This window comes from Thalassotalea sp. HSM 43, from assembly GCF_004752005.1.
Lineage (GTDB): Bacteria > Pseudomonadota > Gammaproteobacteria > Enterobacterales > Alteromonadaceae > Thalassotalea_A.
Genome location: NZ_CP038493.1, coordinates 2,321,548 through 2,339,650 on the forward strand (window position 1 = coordinate 2,321,548; position 18,103 = coordinate 2,339,650).

At 41.3% G+C, this 18,103-nt stretch carries 18 protein-coding genes; 8 read left to right on the forward strand and 10 right to left on the reverse strand.

What is annotated here, in order from left to right; all coding sequences use genetic code 11:
* Positions 1 to 111: 111 nt before the first annotated feature.
* Positions 112 to 363 carry a hypothetical protein gene (locus E2K93_RS09965; RefSeq protein WP_135438957.1) on the reverse strand — a complete coding sequence of 84 codons (252 nt, stop codon included), beginning with the start codon at positions 361 to 363 and terminating at the stop codon, positions 112 to 114.
* A 355-nt stretch (positions 364 to 718) separates the two neighbouring features.
* Positions 719 to 1,282 carry a recombinase family protein gene (locus E2K93_RS09970; protein WP_135438958.1) on the reverse strand — a complete coding sequence of 188 codons (564 nt, stop codon included), beginning with the start codon at positions 1,280 to 1,282 and terminating at the stop codon, positions 719 to 721.
* Positions 1,283 to 1,483: 201 nt separating this feature from the next.
* On the opposite strand from E2K93_RS09970, the gene E2K93_RS09975 reads away from it, so the two are divergent.
* A complete protein-coding gene (locus E2K93_RS09975) occupies positions 1,484 to 2,035 on the forward strand; it encodes a hypothetical protein (protein WP_135438959.1) in 552 nt (183 codons plus the stop codon).
* 1,380 nt (positions 2,036 to 3,415) lie between these two features.
* Here the strand turns inward: E2K93_RS09975 and E2K93_RS09980 are convergent.
* Positions 3,416 to 3,844 carry a thiol-disulfide oxidoreductase DCC family protein gene (locus tag E2K93_RS09980; RefSeq protein ID WP_135438960.1) on the reverse strand — a complete coding sequence of 143 codons (429 nt, stop codon included), beginning with the start codon at positions 3,842 to 3,844 and terminating at the stop codon, positions 3,416 to 3,418.
* Between the two features lie 176 nt (positions 3,845 to 4,020).
* On the opposite strand from E2K93_RS09980, the gene E2K93_RS09985 reads away from it, so the two are divergent.
* A complete protein-coding gene (locus E2K93_RS09985; protein ID WP_135438961.1) occupies positions 4,021 to 4,497 on the forward strand; it encodes an RNA polymerase sigma factor in 477 nt (158 codons plus the stop codon).
* Positions 4,497 to 5,096 carry a hypothetical protein gene (locus E2K93_RS09990; protein WP_135438962.1) on the forward strand — a complete coding sequence of 200 codons (600 nt, stop codon included), beginning with the start codon at positions 4,497 to 4,499 and terminating at the stop codon, positions 5,094 to 5,096. The genes E2K93_RS09985 and E2K93_RS09990 overlap by 1 nt, the downstream gene beginning before the upstream one ends.
* Positions 5,097 to 5,455: 359 nt before the next feature.
* Here the strand turns inward: E2K93_RS09990 and E2K93_RS09995 are convergent, their stop codons facing one another.
* From E2K93_RS09995 to E2K93_RS10005, 3 genes are all read right to left on the reverse strand, one after another.
* The gene (locus E2K93_RS09995) at positions 5,456 to 5,986 is read right to left on the reverse strand and encodes a cytochrome b (RefSeq protein ID WP_135438963.1); all 531 of its coding nucleotides are present in this window, start codon (positions 5,984 to 5,986) and stop codon (positions 5,456 to 5,458) included.
* A gap of 37 nt (positions 5,987 to 6,023) precedes the next feature.
* Complete coding sequence (locus E2K93_RS10000) at positions 6,024 to 7,571, reverse strand: ammonia-forming cytochrome c nitrite reductase subunit c552 (protein WP_135438964.1); 1,548 nt, start codon at positions 7,569 to 7,571, stop codon at positions 6,024 to 6,026.
* Positions 7,572 to 7,685: 114 nt separating this feature from the next.
* The gene (locus E2K93_RS10005; protein ID WP_135438965.1) at positions 7,686 to 8,561 is read right to left on the reverse strand and encodes a LysR family transcriptional regulator; all 876 of its coding nucleotides are present in this window, start codon (positions 8,559 to 8,561) and stop codon (positions 7,686 to 7,688) included.
* Positions 8,562 to 8,655: 94 nt separating this feature from the next.
* Here E2K93_RS10005 and E2K93_RS10010 point away from each other — a divergent pair, with 94 nt between their 5' ends.
* A complete protein-coding gene (locus tag E2K93_RS10010) occupies positions 8,656 to 9,153 on the forward strand; it encodes a lactoylglutathione lyase family protein (RefSeq protein ID WP_416316096.1) in 498 nt (165 codons plus the stop codon).
* 57 nt (positions 9,154 to 9,210) lie between these two features.
* Here E2K93_RS10010 and E2K93_RS10015 read toward each other — a convergent pair whose 3' ends face one another.
* Positions 9,211 to 9,750 carry a hypothetical protein gene (locus tag E2K93_RS10015; protein ID WP_135438967.1) on the reverse strand — a complete coding sequence of 180 codons (540 nt, stop codon included), beginning with the start codon at positions 9,748 to 9,750 and terminating at the stop codon, positions 9,211 to 9,213.
* Between the two features lie 131 nt (positions 9,751 to 9,881).
* On the opposite strand from E2K93_RS10015, the gene E2K93_RS10020 reads away from it, so the two are divergent.
* On the forward strand, positions 9,882 to 11,444 hold the full coding sequence (locus E2K93_RS10020; protein WP_135438968.1) for an AbgT family transporter: 1,563 nt from the start codon (positions 9,882 to 9,884) through the stop codon (positions 11,442 to 11,444).
* A 114-nt stretch (positions 11,445 to 11,558) separates the two neighbouring features.
* Here the strand turns inward: E2K93_RS10020 and E2K93_RS10025 are convergent, their stop codons facing one another.
* The gene (locus E2K93_RS10025) at positions 11,559 to 12,869 is read right to left on the reverse strand and encodes an alpha-amylase family glycosyl hydrolase (RefSeq protein WP_135438969.1); all 1,311 of its coding nucleotides are present in this window, start codon (positions 12,867 to 12,869) and stop codon (positions 11,559 to 11,561) included.
* A gap of 286 nt (positions 12,870 to 13,155) precedes the next feature.
* Here E2K93_RS10025 and E2K93_RS10030 point away from each other — a divergent pair, with 286 nt between their 5' ends.
* On the forward strand, positions 13,156 to 14,385 hold the full coding sequence (locus E2K93_RS10030) for a M48 family metallopeptidase (protein ID WP_135438970.1): 1,230 nt from the start codon (positions 13,156 to 13,158) through the stop codon (positions 14,383 to 14,385).
* 1 nt (position 14,386) lies between these two features.
* Positions 14,387 to 15,193, forward strand: coding sequence for a hypothetical protein (locus tag E2K93_RS10035; protein WP_135438971.1), 807 nt, complete (start codon positions 14,387 to 14,389; stop codon positions 15,191 to 15,193).
* 95 nt (positions 15,194 to 15,288) lie between these two features.
* On the opposite strand, the gene E2K93_RS10040 is transcribed toward E2K93_RS10035, so the two are convergent.
* Both E2K93_RS10040 and E2K93_RS10045 read right to left on the reverse strand, forming a co-directional pair.
* Positions 15,289 to 15,696 (reverse strand): DUF3718 domain-containing protein, encoded by a 408-nt coding sequence (locus E2K93_RS10040; RefSeq protein ID WP_135438972.1) that lies wholly within the window; start codon positions 15,694 to 15,696, stop codon positions 15,289 to 15,291.
* Positions 15,697 to 15,930: 234 nt separating this feature from the next.
* Positions 15,931 to 16,860: a precorrin-2 dehydrogenase/sirohydrochlorin ferrochelatase family protein gene (locus E2K93_RS10045; protein WP_135438973.1), complete on the reverse strand. Its 930-nt coding sequence runs from the start codon at positions 16,858 to 16,860 to the stop codon at positions 15,931 to 15,933.
* Positions 16,861 to 17,023: 163 nt separating this feature from the next.
* Here E2K93_RS10045 and prmA point away from each other — a divergent pair, with 163 nt between their 5' ends.
* Entirely contained in the window at positions 17,024 to 17,908 is an 885-nt protein-coding gene (gene prmA / locus E2K93_RS10050; protein WP_135438974.1) for a 50S ribosomal protein L11 methyltransferase, read from the forward strand.
* Positions 17,909 to 18,103: the final 195 nt, after the last annotated feature.

Consider the following 18,103-nt stretch of genomic DNA (forward strand, 5'->3'; position numbering starts at 1 on the left):
TAGTAATTAGTTCCAGTGCTACCTCGCTAATCGAGCGCCCTTGTTTCAGTTCTTCCAGTTGCTCCAATACGTTAACTGGCAACGTTAATCTGAGTCTTGCTGTGTCCATCGTTACGCTCCCTTATTATTGCGTTTAATCTTTTGTACCGTGGTACGCCCTAAGCTAAGCTGTGCACCTATCTCTTTCTCAGTCAGCCCATCAGATACCAGTTTCAATACAGCGCTAATCTGAGCCGTTGAAGTAGCCTTACGCCCTCGTTTCTTTTTGGGTAATGACGTTTTCATATCAGCTAAAACCAAGTGCTTTTCTTCGACTGTTAAGTCGTTAATCAGCGTTTCTATTTGTTGTTTAATCGTTGTCAAAATTGACTCCTTGTTGTGTAAAAAGTTGAACAGTAATTATATCTGTCAGAGCTTGTTATCTGTGACTGAAAAACGAGCCTCAATTACATATCCGTAACGCCTGTTGTTTTGTGTCATACTTTCCCATTAATTAGCGTCATCAAAAAGGAATGAAACCTTTGTTATACAAAGGCTTGGCTAACAAATGTATATTAGCTTGATAGCCTATAATTGTGACGATTTAACGAGCCTGAACACACAAGTAATAGTTGCAATTATCAGCGTTTCTGTGACCGCATCAGCCACTTACTTTCAGACACAAAAAAGGGCTACCGAAGTAACCCTAAATAAAATCAATTTTCCCCATTTTTGGGGTTTAAAGATTCAGCTCTGCTTTCACCTTGTAGAATGTAGTCTTGCCAATGCCAACAAGTTTGCAAATATCAGCTTGCTTTAAGCCCTTACCTAAATGCTCGGCGACTTTCGCCTTTACAGTTTCATCAGTTGGTTTACGCCCTTTGTACTTGCCTTGCTCTTTAGCACGTTGAATTCCCTCTTTCTGGCGTTCAAGCATCACTTCTCTTTCAAACTCAGCAACACTACCAAGCAGATTCAACATCAAACGGCCTGTAGAAGTACTGGTATCAATATTCAAATCTAAGATAACCAAATCAGCACCAATTACTTTTAACTCAGCTAAGATGTTGTGAAGATCCATAATGCTACGAGCTAAGCGGTCTAACTTAGTAACTACAAGTTTATCGCCTCTATTCAGTGAACCAATAGCAACACCTAATTGCTCACGCTCATCATTAACAGAGCTAACTTGTTCTTGTAGTATGTTGTTGCAACCGTAAGCACTTAGTTGTTCTAGCTGTGCAGCTAAGCCGTTGTCTTGTTTTACAGTGGATGTTCTTGCGTATCCGATAAGTGTTGTCATAAGTTTGCTCAAATAGTTCGTTTGAAATCTAGGGGTATTGTGAACTGTTCGTTTAGGGTTGTCAATCTCTAATTAACGAACCATTTAACACAATTCCAGTGTCGTCCACTTGAACCAAGGTCTAAGCGAACTCAAACTGTTAAGACTCAAATGTGTTCTTAGCTGATGTTTTATTTACACTTTTCCAGTGATGGAATTGACTTGTTGGTAGAATTCAGTACATTAGGATTAGTTGCGGAGCTTAATTTCCGCTTTGAGCGATTAACAGTCATAAGGCTAAAGATTCAAATCATCATGAAATACCTACTTCTTTTCTTTTTGTTTTTATCTTCGAGTGTATCTGCAACATCTTATGATGTGCCATCTTTAAATAAACTTGTCTCTATCTCAGATACAATAATTGAAGGAAAGGTCGTTGACGTTATTCTAATGGATTATGAAAATAATATATTAGATGTTAAAAACGCTAGAACAGGTCTTGGAAGTGGTTATATGATTAGTATTACTATTTCTATCGAAGAAACAATTACTTCCATTTACCCGCCGAAAAAACAAGTTAGCGTATTATTAGACCCAAACTCTATAATTGGGTATGACTCTCTTAAGTCCTCAAAGCTAAATAAGAGTTTCATCTTTTTCTTGAAAGGCCAAAATATGAGTAGTGCTTATCCCATATTTTTTTGGCAGGAATTAAAAGAAAAAGAAGCAATAAAGGAGATAGCAATTAAAACGAAAAATGAACAGCACCTGTAGTTAGGCAATTAAAATAGTCTGCAACTGGCACTAAGCAGTCATATCATAGGTATTATGACGAACCTTTTAAAGCAACTTGCTAAGCTATTAAAAACACTATGCTATGGTACCTTAGAATGTTTTCGATGTAATCGTCTGTATCCCTTGATATATAAGGGTTGTAGCCATTTTGCAGTGTACACTAAACGGTAAATAGCAGCTTTTTCCTAACTTTCTTGGAAAACATTAATATGTGTAAACTCTAAAACTGACTTCCCCTTTTACGCAAAAACTCTGTGTGCATATGCCACATACCCCGAAAATAGGTGTGAAAAGTAACTACATATACTTTCATCTATTACAGTTTTAATGGGAATAAACGTAAAGCTATCCAGTAACTACAGGACATCTACTGGAAAAGTTATCCCCTTTACATCAAAGATGTTCAGGTTCAAAACGCCAAAGTGTTTCCATATTTATGGAACGTTTATGGAAAGCTTTATACTGTTTCTACAGTAAAAGAACAGTTAAATCAGCAACGTTTTCTAACGTTAATCTAACGCTATCAACCACCATCATCTAATGGTAATCAGTAGGTCAAACACCGCGCTTACTTTTGAGCGAGGTTATCCGTTCTGTCGGAAAGCTGTCGGTTACAATTCTCTGTTACTAACAGTAATCTAACTGAAGAGCCACCGTATAATAGCGGTCATCTATCGGTCGCTTTATTGCATCTATAACAACTCAGTAATGTAGGTGACGCTATAGGCTTTCAGCCTTAGCTTGGTGTCGCTACGCAACGAAGTCTAAACAACCCGTAAATACGGTATGAATACGGAAAGCTATGGTACTCACACCCTCAGCGTTAAAGAAAAGTAATTAACGGTTTAAACAGTGCTAAAATACAATAGGTTAATAGTTGCATTGATTTAAGAAACATTGGATTAGTATCTACCTTGATGGCTCCGTGCCAGAAGGTGAGGTGCATCGGTTAATTGATAACTCGTTTAATTTGGTCGTCAGCAAAATGACCAAGAAAGAGCAAAAATCTATTTTAATGCATATGTAGGCATTAACCTTTTCACTTTAGATGTTGCAGATTGTCGAACCATACTTTACCAGCATCATATAGCATGATTCCGTAAGCCATTTGGCTGGCACTTTCTGGCACGTCTAGAACAATTAAATACTGAGACCAATCTGTTGTTCCCTTTGATAAACTTGTCCTTATGTAACCATTGGCAATAGTTAGTTCATTTTTATTCAGATTTTTATTTAGATTTTGAACGATTTTTTTAAAGAAGGTTAACTGGTCATTGATATCACGATTGTGCCATAAGCAACAAAAATGATTTACATATTTTATTAGGTGTCAGAAGCTGAAGTGTTGAACTGGGTTGTTCACTTGTGTGGTTTGCTACTTTGGTGCGCTGACTTGTTGCTGCAAACGCCGTCATGACACGTACTGGTTTTGATATTAAACAGTTTTGCTAGTGCCGCAGAAATAGGGTGCCTGTATTTAGCCAAGAGTAAATAAACCCAATGACTGATGGTTTTTACAACCGGCCAGTTCAATGGTGCCACCCAAAAACCTTTCCCGACTAAAGTCCAAGCGCGGTGTGTCACTTCAAGGCCAAGCAAAATACTGCCTTGGTATTCACCGTGCAGTACTCTCATCGCTGCTTCAAAATTAATATCAGGATACGATGTGGCAAGTGAAGGTGAGTGAAGATCGACAAGGGTCACTAGGTTTTTCGTATCATGGCGCTTGAGGCTTTGCATTTCCGCATCGCAAAGTGGGCAGTTAGCGTCATAAAAGATGGTTAACATCTGGTCTCCGTATCATAGCGAATCATATAGGATATACGTACAGGCAACCGATAGAGATTGCTTAGCTAGCTTGATTGAGACGAAACAGCTGTGTTTTTTTTCACCTCTCATGACACAATGATGTTTTCAGTGCGACTAACTATATATCTAACTCATTAACGATACGCAGAGAGACAATGCATAAAGAATTTGAACAAGTGATCATCAATAACCAAGGGCGCATTCGTTATATCGCTTCTCGTTATTGTCATGCGGGAGAATTCGATGACTTGTACCAAGAAATCTTATTGCAGCTTTGGCGTAGTTTTGAATCTTTTACTGGTACTGCGAAACGCGAAACTTGGGTCTATAAAGTTGCGCTAAATACCGCATGTACCTTTGTACGCAGTTCTATCAAGCATAAAGAAATCAAACAATCGGCTTTGCATAAAGTGATTAGTGATAGTCAGCCTTCACAAGAAAACTGTCAGGCAGAGGTTCTTAATAACTTCATGAATAGCCTAAACGACACAGACGCTAGTGTAATGATGATGTACCTCGATGGCTTGTCTTCTGAAGATTGTGCTGAGGTAACAGGTATTAGCGCTAATGCAGTTAGATCGCGCATAAAGCGCATAAAAAATGATTTTGAAAATCAATATATAGGAGAGTGATGATGAAGCTAGATGATTTAAAAAAAGATTGGCAAAAAAACATTACTGCTTCTGTTCCTGACAATTTAGATGAGGTTATTACCATGTTAGAGAAAGAAACGAAAAAAATGGACAGAGAAGTTAAACGCCGAGATATATTGGAAATATCTATTGCTGTGTTACTCATACCTGTGTGGATATATGGTTTGTTTAACTCGGTAAGTACTATGCAAACCATTGGCCTGTGCATTGCGATATTGTCGTGTGTCTATATCCCCTACAAACTTGTATCGGCTAAACAAATTACACCGCAAAAAAGCAGCAGTATTAGAGACTTTTTACTTACAGAAAAGCAAAAAGTGAAACAGCAAAAGCAACTGCTAGAATCAATTGTTTGGTGGTATATCGCACCATTAACAACTGCCATTTTGTTGATTACCTTAGGAGCTACAGTGAATGAATCTGGCTTTGTGCAAATCAACGCCCACTTATCTTTTTATTATGGGTGCGTCGTCTTATTGGTTGTTGGTGTTTACTTTTTGAATAAACGCGCTGCTAAGAAAAAATTTGGCCCGCTACTAGAGAATATTGAGCAACGCTTAGCCGAGTTATCCCACTAGCTCGTTCAGCACTTTACCAATTAACATTTAATCCACCACTTTTACGCGCGGCAAATTTCTCTAAGTTTGTTACAGCTAAGTTTGTTACAGCTAAGTTTGTTACAGCTGAGTTGTGTCTTAAAAACAGCTTGAGAATATTATGAAAATGAATAAATACAGCTAACTTGTGCGCTACCATGACCAAAGCATCTATAGATCTCGATATATAGATACCGACAAGGAAACTGATGGAGGTCCCATCCTAGCAAAGGATGGGATAATTCACAGTAAGCCGCAATGCTAATGCAAAAGGCTACAAGGATGAAGGCTTTATATTCACCGTAGTGCTATCTCTCTATCATAGAGAGTCAGGTTTAGCGCTAATCGGTTTTGCCCCACATGCGCTTTAAGGTGTCATCTTTAAGCACAAAATGGTGGAACAATGACGCGCCGACATGGGCGAATAGCAGTAGATAACAAATCCACTCTAAAAACGAGTGCACATCCAGGGCCATTAGATAGATATCCATATTGCGCTCAGAAAAACCAGGTATGGTAAATAGGCCAAAAACCACGGTATCTCGTGCCCGGGCTATGTTAAGCATCAGACCGGATAGAGGCATCAATAATAAAATACCGTACAACGCCAAATGTGCCATGTGGGCAAGGAACTGCTCCATTTGTGTGCCAAGCGCTTCAGGTTTACCAAACCAACCCATAAGCACTATGCGGCCAAAATACAGCACAAATACCACGACGCCAAATGATTGATGTAATAGCATGGCATCGGATGAGCCTACGTACTGGTCGTAGGCCATTAATAATAGAGCACCGATAAACATAACTGCTGATATATGATGGACGATGCGATTGGTTTTACTAAATTCTTTAACTGGAATCCAAGTTTTCATTAGTTTACCTCGATAATCAGCTCGTTATTGTCATTGTTTAAGGAACAGCACATCTGTCATCAGCGTTTAACGCGATGTCTGGCGGTGGAGCGCCAACAATATTACCTGGATCCAGAACTTCAGGTGCTGCTGGAATCGGCCCTTTAGAAGTCATTCTAAACTTAACCCCATATTTCGCTGCCGCCTCATTGAGTAACAATTGACCTTGTCGCGCCTGATCTTCGGCATCATCTAGAATGCGCCATGCTTCTCTTGGGCTGTGGATACCGGTAGAGTTTTCGGCACCGACAAAATCCCAACGCATACTTGCCCGTCTGTGCATCATTAGCGCCGGTTCAATAGCTTTTGAAATCGCAGCTTGCTGCTCTTCAGGTGACTTAATCGCCATAAATTGTTCGTGCATGCGAAGATCTGAACGCACTTCGGCAATATCATTAATGAGTGCCAATATTGCTAGTTCAGCTTGGTGTAATTCTTGTGCAGTATGGCGTTGTACATCGGCTACCATTTTGCGGATTTCATCTTCTGATTGCGTGCTGTGGGCATGGCACTGCTTACAGGCGACTAAATCATGTAATGGTGAACGAATATTATGATCGGTGACCTTTTCGCCAGACTTTTCTATCACTGGCATATGACAGTCAACACAACTAACACCATCACGTGTATGACGGCCGCTTGATGTCATTTCTGCTTCAGGATGTTGCATCTTTAACATCGGTGCCTTAGTCGTCGCGTGGGTCCAGTCAGCAACAAAACTGCCAGACTCATAGGCATTGTCATAATACTCTTCAATCATTTCAATTTTTAAAGGCTTGTCTTTAGGCCAGTTGGCCCAAGGGAATGTTAGAACTTTGTCTTTGCCTAAAAAGTAATATTCAACATGGCATTGTTTACAGACGTGATCGCGCATTTCTGTTTGTGTCGCTTTGAGGCCGAATCTTTTATCGGTTTCATAACCACGACCAGCCATGGCATTGATGTAGGCCGGACGGGTAACTCGTAAGCTCATATCGTCAGCGTTGTGGCAATCGGCACAAGTACTGCCCATTTCCGAACCGTGTATGCCTTCACCGTGATCTTTTTTAAGTTTGTCTACCGTATCCCAGTAGGGTGTGCGATTGAAATTTTCCCAACCCATTTCTCGCACTAATTCTGGTACCCAACCACTGTGGCAGTTCATGCAGGCACCCGGTTGGCCGTTAAACTTTTTCAAGCCGTGTGCATTGAGAAACTCCTTGTCATTACGTTTGGTTTCATACTGGTCTATTTGACTATAGTAGTGACCACGCTCTTCATTGAAATCTAAAGCAAACGCATAACCGCCCCACAATTCAGTTAATTGTGGAAAGCGTATTAATTTACTGTAAGGCATATTACCGCCATATTCCGTTGGCTTGCTGGTATCTTGCATTTCCATATACATTTCGACATGTAAAGGGTATTCCTCACCCCAAGACTTTATGGTCGGGTCAGCATCACTTCTGGTGGACGCTTTTTCGTAGGCAGACAAGCTCATATGATGAGCAAACAGCAGACCGCATACAGTTAGCAAGGATAGTCGGGTTAAACCTGCAATTTTCATGGGTAATCACATTTTGCAAATAACTGTTTGTGATAAAAAGCTTAGTCATAAATTGCCAATTTACCAGTTACTTGAAAGAATTTATTGGCATAAATCGACGCTCATAGTTTGGCGCTATAACGCCAGTTGTTCACTGATCCAATCGATGACTAATTGTTGTCTTTTTAATAGTGGGCTGTATTTTTTACGACAAATATAAATGGGTTCATTTACCGCGTTCGGCAAGGTGTGAATAGATATCATAGATTGTGCGGCAAAGGCCATTGCAGCGTGCAAGGGCAACACGGTAAAACCTAAGCCGCGACTGACCGGCTCTAATATCATACTTATTTGGTTGGAAAACCCAGATTGATTGAGTTGCGATATATGCTCAAATTCTGGGTAATTTGCCGACAGTAACATACTGCCATGATGATCGGCATCGGGATGAGATATGAACCCCAGTTTGAGCAATTGCGGCCAATCAATATCTTTTTGCGTGGCTGGCGCCACTAATACTAATGGTTCTTGGGCGATTTCAGCAAAAATCAAATCGTTATTGGCGACTTGGCTGGTAACCAATCCAAGGTCGCTATCGCCGGCAAGTAGGCTAGTAATGATGCCTTTATTGGACGCGAATGAATAATTTATCACCAACTGCTTAAATTGTTGCTGCTTATCAAGCAAAAAAGGGTACAGCTTAAGACCAAGACTACCTGGCGACATCATGGTAATGGTGCCCTGATGTGGATCATCCTCTTTAATGGCTTGCTCGGCGTTTTGCAGTGCGAGCAAAATCTCTTTGCCGTCTTCGTATAGCTTCAAGCCTGCAGGCGTTAATCTAAATGATTTTCCGGTGCGTAATAACAAGTCGGTATCAAGCAATTGTTCCAGTTTTTTGATGTGCTGGCTTACCCCTGATTGAGTCATAAACAATTTATCAGCGGTGTGAGTAAAGTGGCCTACATCTACTAAGGTACAAAACGTTTTGAGCCAGAGTGTATTAATCATTACGATATCTACTTATTTATGTTGAAAATGATAAATTTTTGCACTTCTAATCCTAGCCTATAATTAGTCCATCTTAAATACAGGAGAATTAATTATGTCTGCTTTTCCGCGCACCTTTTCACATATTGGTATTTCCGTTCCAGATGTAGAAAAAGCTGTTAAGTTTTACACCGAAGTGTTGGGTTGGTATTTAATTATGAAGCCCACCGATATTGAAGAAGATGACAGTCCAATTGGTGAAATGTGTACCGATGTTTTTGGTGCTGGGTGGGGGAGTTTTAAGATTGCCCATTTATCCACCGGTGACCGTATAGGTGTTGAGATTTTTCAGTTCGACAACCAAGAAAATCCGCAAGATAACTTTGAGTATTGGAAAACCGGTATATTTCATTTTTGCGTGCAAGATCCAAACGTAGAAGAGTTGGCGGAACAGATTGTCGCTGCCGGCGGCAAAAAACGCATGGAAAAACCTCGTTACTATTATCCCGGTGAGAAGCCATACCGCATGATTTATATGGAAGACCCGTTTGGTAATATTCTTGAGATCTACAGCCATAGTTATGAGTTAACCTATTCGGCAGGTGCTTATTAGTTAAGCTCGGCATCAATTAAGGCCGCTACAGCGGCCTTTTTTATGTCGTAAAATTGCTTAATAGGCGCGTTTACGTTTAAATTTTCGTTCAATAACATCCGTTTGATATGCCGTTAAAGAGCCTGCCAAGCGATTTATCGTTTGCTCAAAATCGGTATTAATGGCCAGTATTTGCAATAACTCGATGTTAAATGGGCATGTATCGATAAGCGCCTGCAGTTGCTGTTGCAAATCCAATGTTCCATCTTGCAGCTTTAAATAACAAAGGCATTCGGCAAACATGGTCGGCGTTATGATATTAATTTTTTCACTCGTTGTATCAATAAAATGCGGCTTAAAACCTGACTGGCTTAACATATGATTTGGTTTGGGGAACTCGACTTCAGTGCTCTCTCGTCGCATTATTTTACCGGTCACTTGTGTAAAGCCAATGTTTTTTAGGTGAGTTTGTAAGTGTTTTCGTTGGCCTAAAGATAAGATGTCGTAATCGTTGCGTATAAACAAGTTATCGTCGTACATCGTCAGTAACGGTAACCCATCCATGGCAAAGCTGTCTTTGCATGTGTCTAGTTTTAACAATTGGCTTAGCTTAAGCATCTATCATACCTCGATATTATTTTGTACGATGTAAGCAGCGAATAAGATCGGCGCCAAGTAATATCGAGCTTGCAATTCCGCGTCGAATCCGCTGATATATAGTGTCTATTGATAGTCTGAAAGGAGCTGCTATGCAATTGGATAAGGCAGAAAATAATAATAATAAATCAGGTTTCATGAATCGCTTTCTTAATTCAATTGAAGTGGTTGGTAATAAAATCCCCGATCCCACGGTGCTTTTCTTTTGGGCGCTAATTTTGGTTTGGGTACTCTCGGCGTTACTGGCTAACGTCAGTTTTGATTTGATCAACCCAAGAACCGGTGAGGCCTTAGTTGTTCAAAATCAGTTAACCGGTGATGCTTTGGCGAGCTTTATGGCCAATATGGTACCTGTGTTTACGTCATTCGCGCCTCTGGGCATTGTTTTAGTTGCGGTGCTCGGTGTTGGGGTCGCAGACTCTTCCGGTTTTATTACCACGGGTTTGAAGAAAATGTTGGCCTTCACCCCGGCCAAATTACTAACACCGATGGTTATTTTAGTGGCCATTGTGTCCCATACCGCCGCTGATGCGGGCTATGTATTGGTAATCCCGTTAGGTGGTATCATTTTTCATGCCGCAGGTCGGCATCCATTAGCGGGTATAGCTGCAGCCTTTGCCGGTGTTTCCGGAGGTTTTTCGGCAAACTTTATCCCGTCAGGAATCGATCCATTGCTGGCGGGTTTCACCCAAACATCAGCACAGGTGCTTGATGCCGCTTATATTGTAAACCCATTAGCAAATATCTTTTTTACCGGTTTAAGCTCTATTCCAATCGTGCTAGCTGGTTGGTGGGTAACCGAAAAATTAATTGAGCCGCGTTTAGCGAGCGTCAAATTAAATGATGACGTAGAAGAAGCACAAGACTTAGGGGCGTTTAGCGAAGTTGAGGCAAAGGCTTTTCGTTGGGCTGGATGGGCGATGATTCTAGGTTGTGCTTTACTGGCGTTAGCAATTTATCCTGTCGACTCACCATTACGTTCGCCAGATGGCGAAATTACCGCCTTTAACGCGCCGCTTATGAAAATGATCGTGCCGCTTATTTTTGTCTTGTTTATTATCCCTGGGTTAATTTACGGTAAAATGGCAGGCGTTTTTAAAGATTCCAATGATGTTGTCAAAGCAATGGGCAAAAGCATGGAAACCATGGGCGCCTATATCGTTATGGCTTTCTTCTGTGCGCAATTTTTGGCGGCATTTGGTAATTCAAATATTGGTACGATGTTAGCGCTTTACGGTGCGGAAGGGTTGAAAGCGATGAACCTACCAGGCGAAGCAACCATCGTTGGCATGATATTATTGACCGCGTTCGTCAATCTATTGGTCGGCTCAGCATCGGCAAAATGGGCGTTAATCGGTCCTATTTTGGTGCCTATGTTGATGGTGGTTGGCATCTCTCCAGAGCTATCGCAAGCGGCTTATCGTGTTGGTGATTCGGTATCAAATATTATTTCACCTCTGATGGTCTACTTCCCGTTAGTGGTGGTTTATTGTCAGCGTTATGTTAAATCCACGGGTATCGGTTCGTTAGCGTCTATGATGATGCCATACACCATAGTTATGATGGTGGTGTGGACAATATTCTTATTAGTTTACTGGAGTATTGGTATCCCGTTGGGGATTCAAGCGCCATACGAATACCAAATGCCTGGTTAAGTCTGGGCTGACTAACTTGATTAAAAAAGGATGCTAAGTAGCATCCTTTTTGTTTGTCTTGTTTTCCCGGTTAGCCTTAGCTCTGCTAGATCGATTAACCCATCATAGCTGTTGTTATTTAACTAATACTTTATAGCCCCAAGGCGCAATCTCTACGCTCGTGTCTTGAGCTATACGAATATGCTCACCATTAAACAGTTGTTGATACTCACCGAGTTGAATATTCTCAGCAAAACTAACTGTTTGCGATTGTGCCGAAAAGTTTAAAATAACAAACACTTTATCGTTGCCTTTTTCTCGGACGAACGACAGAATCGATTGGCTTTTGTTATTAGGTACCGGGATCATATCGCCGCCCCAGTCACCGTTATATAACGCCGTATTGTCATGTTTTAGGGCAAATAATGCTTGGTATAATTCACCGATTTCATGTTGTTGCCAGTTGATTTCATCTTTTTCGAAAAACTCGAGCACTTTATTCATACCCGCTTCCTGGCCGCTATAGATGAGTGGCATGCCTTCTGCTGTTACCGTCAATACAATGGCTGGCTTAAGAGCATCGCCGAATCGCGCAAACATGGTATCTTCCCATGAATTTTTGTCATGATTATCGACAAAGTTCATTTTGATGGCATTAGATGGCCACGAATTAAGTTCTTTAGCAAAGTAGGTATACAAAGCGCGAGCATCTTTTTTGCCATGGGCTACGTCTTCCATCACGTCGTGTAACTTCCATGAGTAGCTCATATCAAAGGCATATTCGTGTAAATCTCGTGACTCCCATTCAGCCAGCATAAACACAGGTTTAATTTGCTCAAGTTCGCGACGCACATTATTCCAAAAATCGGTCGGGATAAATCCAGCAACATCGGCACGATAGCCGTCAATATCGGTTTCACTAACCCAGAACTTTAACGCCCCTGTCATGTATTCTCTGATCCCCGGCTGTTGATAATCAAAGTCGATGATATCTGACCAATCCCACCAAGGCGTAGGCTGAAAATTACCATTATGATCTTTGCTGTACCAATGTGGGTGGCTTAGCGTTAGCGGGTTATCCCATGAGGAGTGATTTGCGACCCAGTCGAGTATTACATACATGCCTAATTGGTGTGCCTTATCGACCAAGGCTTTAAAGTCATCCATACTGCCAAATTCAGGATTAACCGCTTTATAATCTTGCACCGAGTAGTAACTACCGATATTGCCTTTACGATTCTTTTCACCAATGGGATGGATTGGCATCAACCAAAGAATATCCACACCGAGTTGTTTTAGTCGTGGCAGATGTTCACTGAAAGCATTAAAGGTGCCTTCGGGCGTATATTGGCGAATGTTCACCTCGTAAATCGTCGCATTTTTAACCCAGTCGGGGTGCTTTAGTTTTACATAAGGTGTCGGTTGGTATCTATTATCAGTCGTCATCTTTGATTGCTTATCTGCACAGCTTGTTAAGGCGAGAAAGAACATTATGGTTACAAGCAGTGTTTTTATTATATGGTTCATTGAAGGTCCTAACTAGAGACTAGAATGAGATCGAGATTGTGCCAGTAATTATTAACAAAAAGTTAATAAAAGTAAGTTGTTAGGCGTATGAATACGTATGGATTTTCGTTTTTTACACGGATTTTTGCTGAAAATATAACCTGTACAGCAGTACTAAAAGCTGATAATTTAATGCCAATAATAATAAAAAATATGTTGTTCAGGGATGAAGTATTCACTTATACCACTGTCTATTCTATTGGTGTCTTGTGCCTCCACGGTAAAGCTCAAAGAAATACAGCCTCTAGATGAAGGGTATCAATACGCCGCGATTGAAGAAGAAGATAAACTTTTCAAACGTTCAGAGCGCCTCTATAAAGACTTTAAAAACAAAGGGTTGATTTTAAAGGATAAATCGAGCCAACAATTTGTTGATGATCTAGCGAGTCAAATTAGTCCACCGACTTATCACCCTAATGTGAAGATTCGTTTTCATATCTTAAAAGACGCCTCAACCAATGCCTTCGCTTTGCCAAATGGTGACATTTATTTGAATACCGGTTTGATTGCCAGCTTTGATAACAGCGATCAATTGGCTGCGGTAATGGCGCATGAAGTGGCTCATGTTATTCAACGGCACAGCCTAAAAGGGGCAGTGCAGCGCAAGAATAAAATCGTCGGCTCGCATATTGCTGATTTGATGTTGTTTGGCACAGGCTTGGTGTATTACGCCACCATCGCTGATATCTCAAAGTTCAGCCGAAATATGGAACATCAAGCCGATGTTGATGGCTTAGCTTATTTAAAAGACGGCGGTTTTGATTTGCGCGGTGGGGTGCAGGCATTCGAAAAAATCAAAGAGTTAGATTTCGCCAAAGAAAGCACCTCGATCTGGAGCACTCATCCAGATATTGATAAGCGTATCGCATTCTATAACAACTCAATTGCCAACGAGTATGGTGACTTTCCACCAGAGTCTGACGTTGATCAGCCATATCTACAGTTCCGTAAACCAATACTACTGCAAACCATTAAGATTAGATTGCGAAACAAGCAGTTTGAATTAGCAGAACGGTTGGTTAATAGCGAGCTCGAACTTGGCCCTAATAATGGCCAACTGCATTACTATGCTGGCGAGATTAATCGCTTAAAAGCTAGTGAACCAGAAGCGTATGCCAGAGAATATGCTTGGATACATGATGAGACGTTCGATGATGAGTTAACGGCGTCTTTGGCGGATCAACAAGAACAGTTTTTTCAAAAAGCTAAACAAGGCTATCTAAAAGCCCAATCGGTTGCACCGGATATGAATGATGTTAATAAGGGGCTAGGAATGGTTGCTTATCATCAGGGCGAAACTCAAACGGCGATAGATTTTTTCACCCGTTATCTGCAACAAGATAAAGTGAAAGATCGTCGCTACGTTGAATCAATACTTGCAAAACTAAGGGGATAAAATGTTGCGCAAAATAAAAATAATAACAAGTGTGGTATTCGTATTATGGCTAAGTGGCTGTGCACAAACATCGGTGAGACATCATCAAGACTTTGAGCAGGTCGCTAAGACAGTGGATTCGGTGGTGATCATACCGGCCGATGTGCAAATCGAATTGATTAACTTTGATGGCGATAATGAAATTCTTGATGACAAAGCCGATACCATCCGCGATCAGATTAACTCACTAGCCAGTTCACGTATGCAACAGGAAAACCTTAATGTTGTTGAGTTTGACTTTGCGGCTGAGATAGAAAGCAATGACGATTTTGCTTATGCCATTACCACAGCTAAAGAAGCATGGACCAAATCAAAAGAAGACATGTACAAGTTGGGCTTAGTACCAGAAAAAGATAAAGCTCAATTTCAAACCAGTCTCGGTAGCGTGCTAAACACCATTGCTGATAGAACCGGCGCTGATGCGGCGTTGTTGGTGTACTACAATGGCTTTGAAAAATCATCGGGAATGGTAGCTAAAGATGTGGCCTCAAGCATTCTTGTTGGTGTATTGACCATGGGCGCTGTGGTGCCTGTTCAAGCAACCGAGGGGTCATTTATTGATGTCGCTTTGGTTGATACCATCACAGGTAAAGTTATTTGGGCTAACCGTAAAATTGGTCCATCGGTTGATATCGGTGCCCTTGAAGTAGCGTTTAACGAACTGCCTGACCTTACTTGGAAGAGCGAAATTGTTAATGAGCCAGTGACTGCTCAAGAAGCGGATGCCGTGGTGACTGAAACCACCAGTGAATCACCAGATGCACAATAGTCGATTATGATGTTTAAAAAAGGCCCTCAGTTGAGGGCCTTTTTTGTATCTGCAAATACAGTCTACAGCTCGTCTATTTGCCATCATGTCAGTGATCACTTAGATGAAGCGCTTACATAGATAGTACCGGAAAGCTTCGCCAAATCCTCAATTTGAACTTGGGTATCGATAGGTTTGCGACTTACACGATTTAGATAATCAAACGTTTTATCAGCACCGTATTGATACGCGAAACTCGGCATATCCATGTCGTTGCAGGCGATGTTGTCGATAACATAGCTAGGTCGAATACCACGCCAGTTGTTGATTTGTCTGATTTGATGTCTTAAAGCAGCTTTATCGTTCTTTGCTGCAGCCAAACAGAGTTTGGTCTCTGGGCTATTATCGGTGCCGACAAATTCGGCTTGTTCAGCCGCGGCAGAACCACTAACCATAATGCCTAAAGCGGCTATGGAGGTTAAAAGATTTTTTGTTATAAACGAGCGAGCATTTACGTTTAACATAGTTTTCTCCTTTTAGTAATGTCCTTTACTAAGAGAAAATTTTAGTTAAAAAAGTTGCATTACCCACGGCGCTAAATGTTGCAAAACGTGTCGATGAAAACCTCTAACCATAAGGCCTGTAGCGGGATTTGTGCGCTAACGCATTGATTATGTGTATCGCTCGTAGATGCTTGCACCAGCAGTGAGCATAATGTCTCAAAATATTATGTTACGCTCTGCAATATTAAACTCACACTAATGACCGCCATATATCAGGTTTACATTAAATTGCTGCTTTAAAGCTTGGTATGTATGCTGCTCTTGAATGAGTAAACTGACGTTGTTGTTATTGCTGTATTGGGCGATTAGTTGGGCATCAAAGTCGGTAAACTTTTCCGCATCTTTGCGACAAAAGTCAGCAAATGCAGAGGTTAACTGAGACTCGATAAAGACCACATCAGAGCTTTGCAGTGCTCGATAAGCTTTGAGGCTTAGATCATCTGGTGTATCACTGTTCACTTTAATTAGGTTAATTTGTTTTTGAAGTTGCTGCTGTTGATCTAATAACTCGTTAAACCTCTGCTCAGCTAATTCACTATTGTCTGAAAATACCGCCTCGCAAACATCTGAGGTCAACACTTGTTGCCATAGCAATCGTCTCGCGGCAAAGTCGGAGATTTGTGATTGGACTTGTTTGCGTTTATCCCCCATAAAGGCCGCTAATTTGCCATAGTCAGCCGGCAGTAATTGATCTATCTGTTGCTTTAATAGTTGCAACAACATTGGCGCACTGCCGCTGCTCGATATAGCAACCAACATCGGATCTCGGTCAATAATGGCTGGCGTAATATAGGTGCACAAATCTGGGGTATCCACCACATTTAATAAGATGCCGCGTTGTTGGCAATCATCTGCAATGCGTTTATTTACCTGCTTGTCATTTGTTGCGGCGATAACTAAGCTAAACGGCTGTTGTAAAATGTCGCTGTGATATACGTTTTTAATGTGCGTCACATTGTGCTTATTTATGATGTGTTCGCAGCCGCTCTCTAGCTCCGGACTCAGCACTGTCACTGTCGCTGGTGTCTTTACCAGTAGCTCTAATTTGCGGGCAGCAACATTGCCTCCGCCAATGATTAAGGCGTTAATTTTATTGCCGTCGAGAAATATCGGAAAGTAGTTCAACTGTTGTTCCTAATGTAAGTGGTACGCAAATGTCGTGCAGTACTAATGTATGCTGTTGGCCTGAAAAAACAAAATATTTATTTTTAATGTGATATAAGACTTAGCCATTTACCGTCAAGCAATGATAAAATTAGCGTATATCTATTTTTATTAGAGAGAAACTATGCCTTGGATACAACTACGATTGCAGGCGAATGAAGAAACCGCAGAAAAATATTCTGACTGGTTGATGGCCTGCGGTTCTCAGGCGGTAACCTTTATCGACGCAAAAGATACACCTATATATGAACCTTTACCTGGTGATGAGGTGATCTACTGGCATAACACCGTGGTTATGGGGTTATTTGACGCCAGTCACAATATGGACAAAGTGATTCAGTATCTGCAAAGCATCCATCCTGATGGCAAACAACTGCAATACAAGTTAGAGCAACTTGAAGACAAAGATTGGGAACGCGAGTGGATGGATAACTTCCATCCGATGAAATTTGGCGAGCGATTGTGGATTTGCCCGAGCTGGCGTGACGTACCTGAACCGGATGCCGTTAATGTGATGCTTGACCCTGGCTTAGCGTTTGGCACCGGCACCCACCCGACAACAGCACTTTGTTTGACTTGGCTTGACTCTCTCGACTTAACCGGCAAAACCGTCGTCGACTTTGGTTGTGGCTCCGGCATCTTATCTTTAGCTGCGTTAAAATTGGGCGCGGCTAAGGTGATCGGCATCGACATCGACCCACAAGCGTTGCAAGCAAGTAAAGAGAACGCGATTCGCAACGATGTTGCTGACCGCCTTGAATTGTATCTTCCCAAAGACCAACCTAGTTTGCAGGCCGATGTGGTTGTCGCCAATATATTAGCGGGACCATTACGTGAATTAGCTCCTGTTATTATTGACTACGTTATGCCGGGAGGCGTTTTAGCATTATCAGGTATTCTTGAAGAGCAGGGCGAGGAACTCAAACAGGTCTATGGCCAATGGTGTGAGATGGCACCGATTTCGGTTCAAGATGAATGGGTACGATTGAACGGTGTTCGTAACAACTAGTTAACAATCATTAACTTTGCGGTTAATTTGTAGCGAAATGGCGGTAAATTTAATCAATTTACCGTCATTTTTTTATCGATATAAGCAATTGAAAAAAGTCAATAAAAAAAACTGCGAAAAAACCCACAATTGTTCAATTTATCTACTTTTATTTCTTAAAAAAAAGACGTAAACTTAGCGCCCTTTTACGCAGTA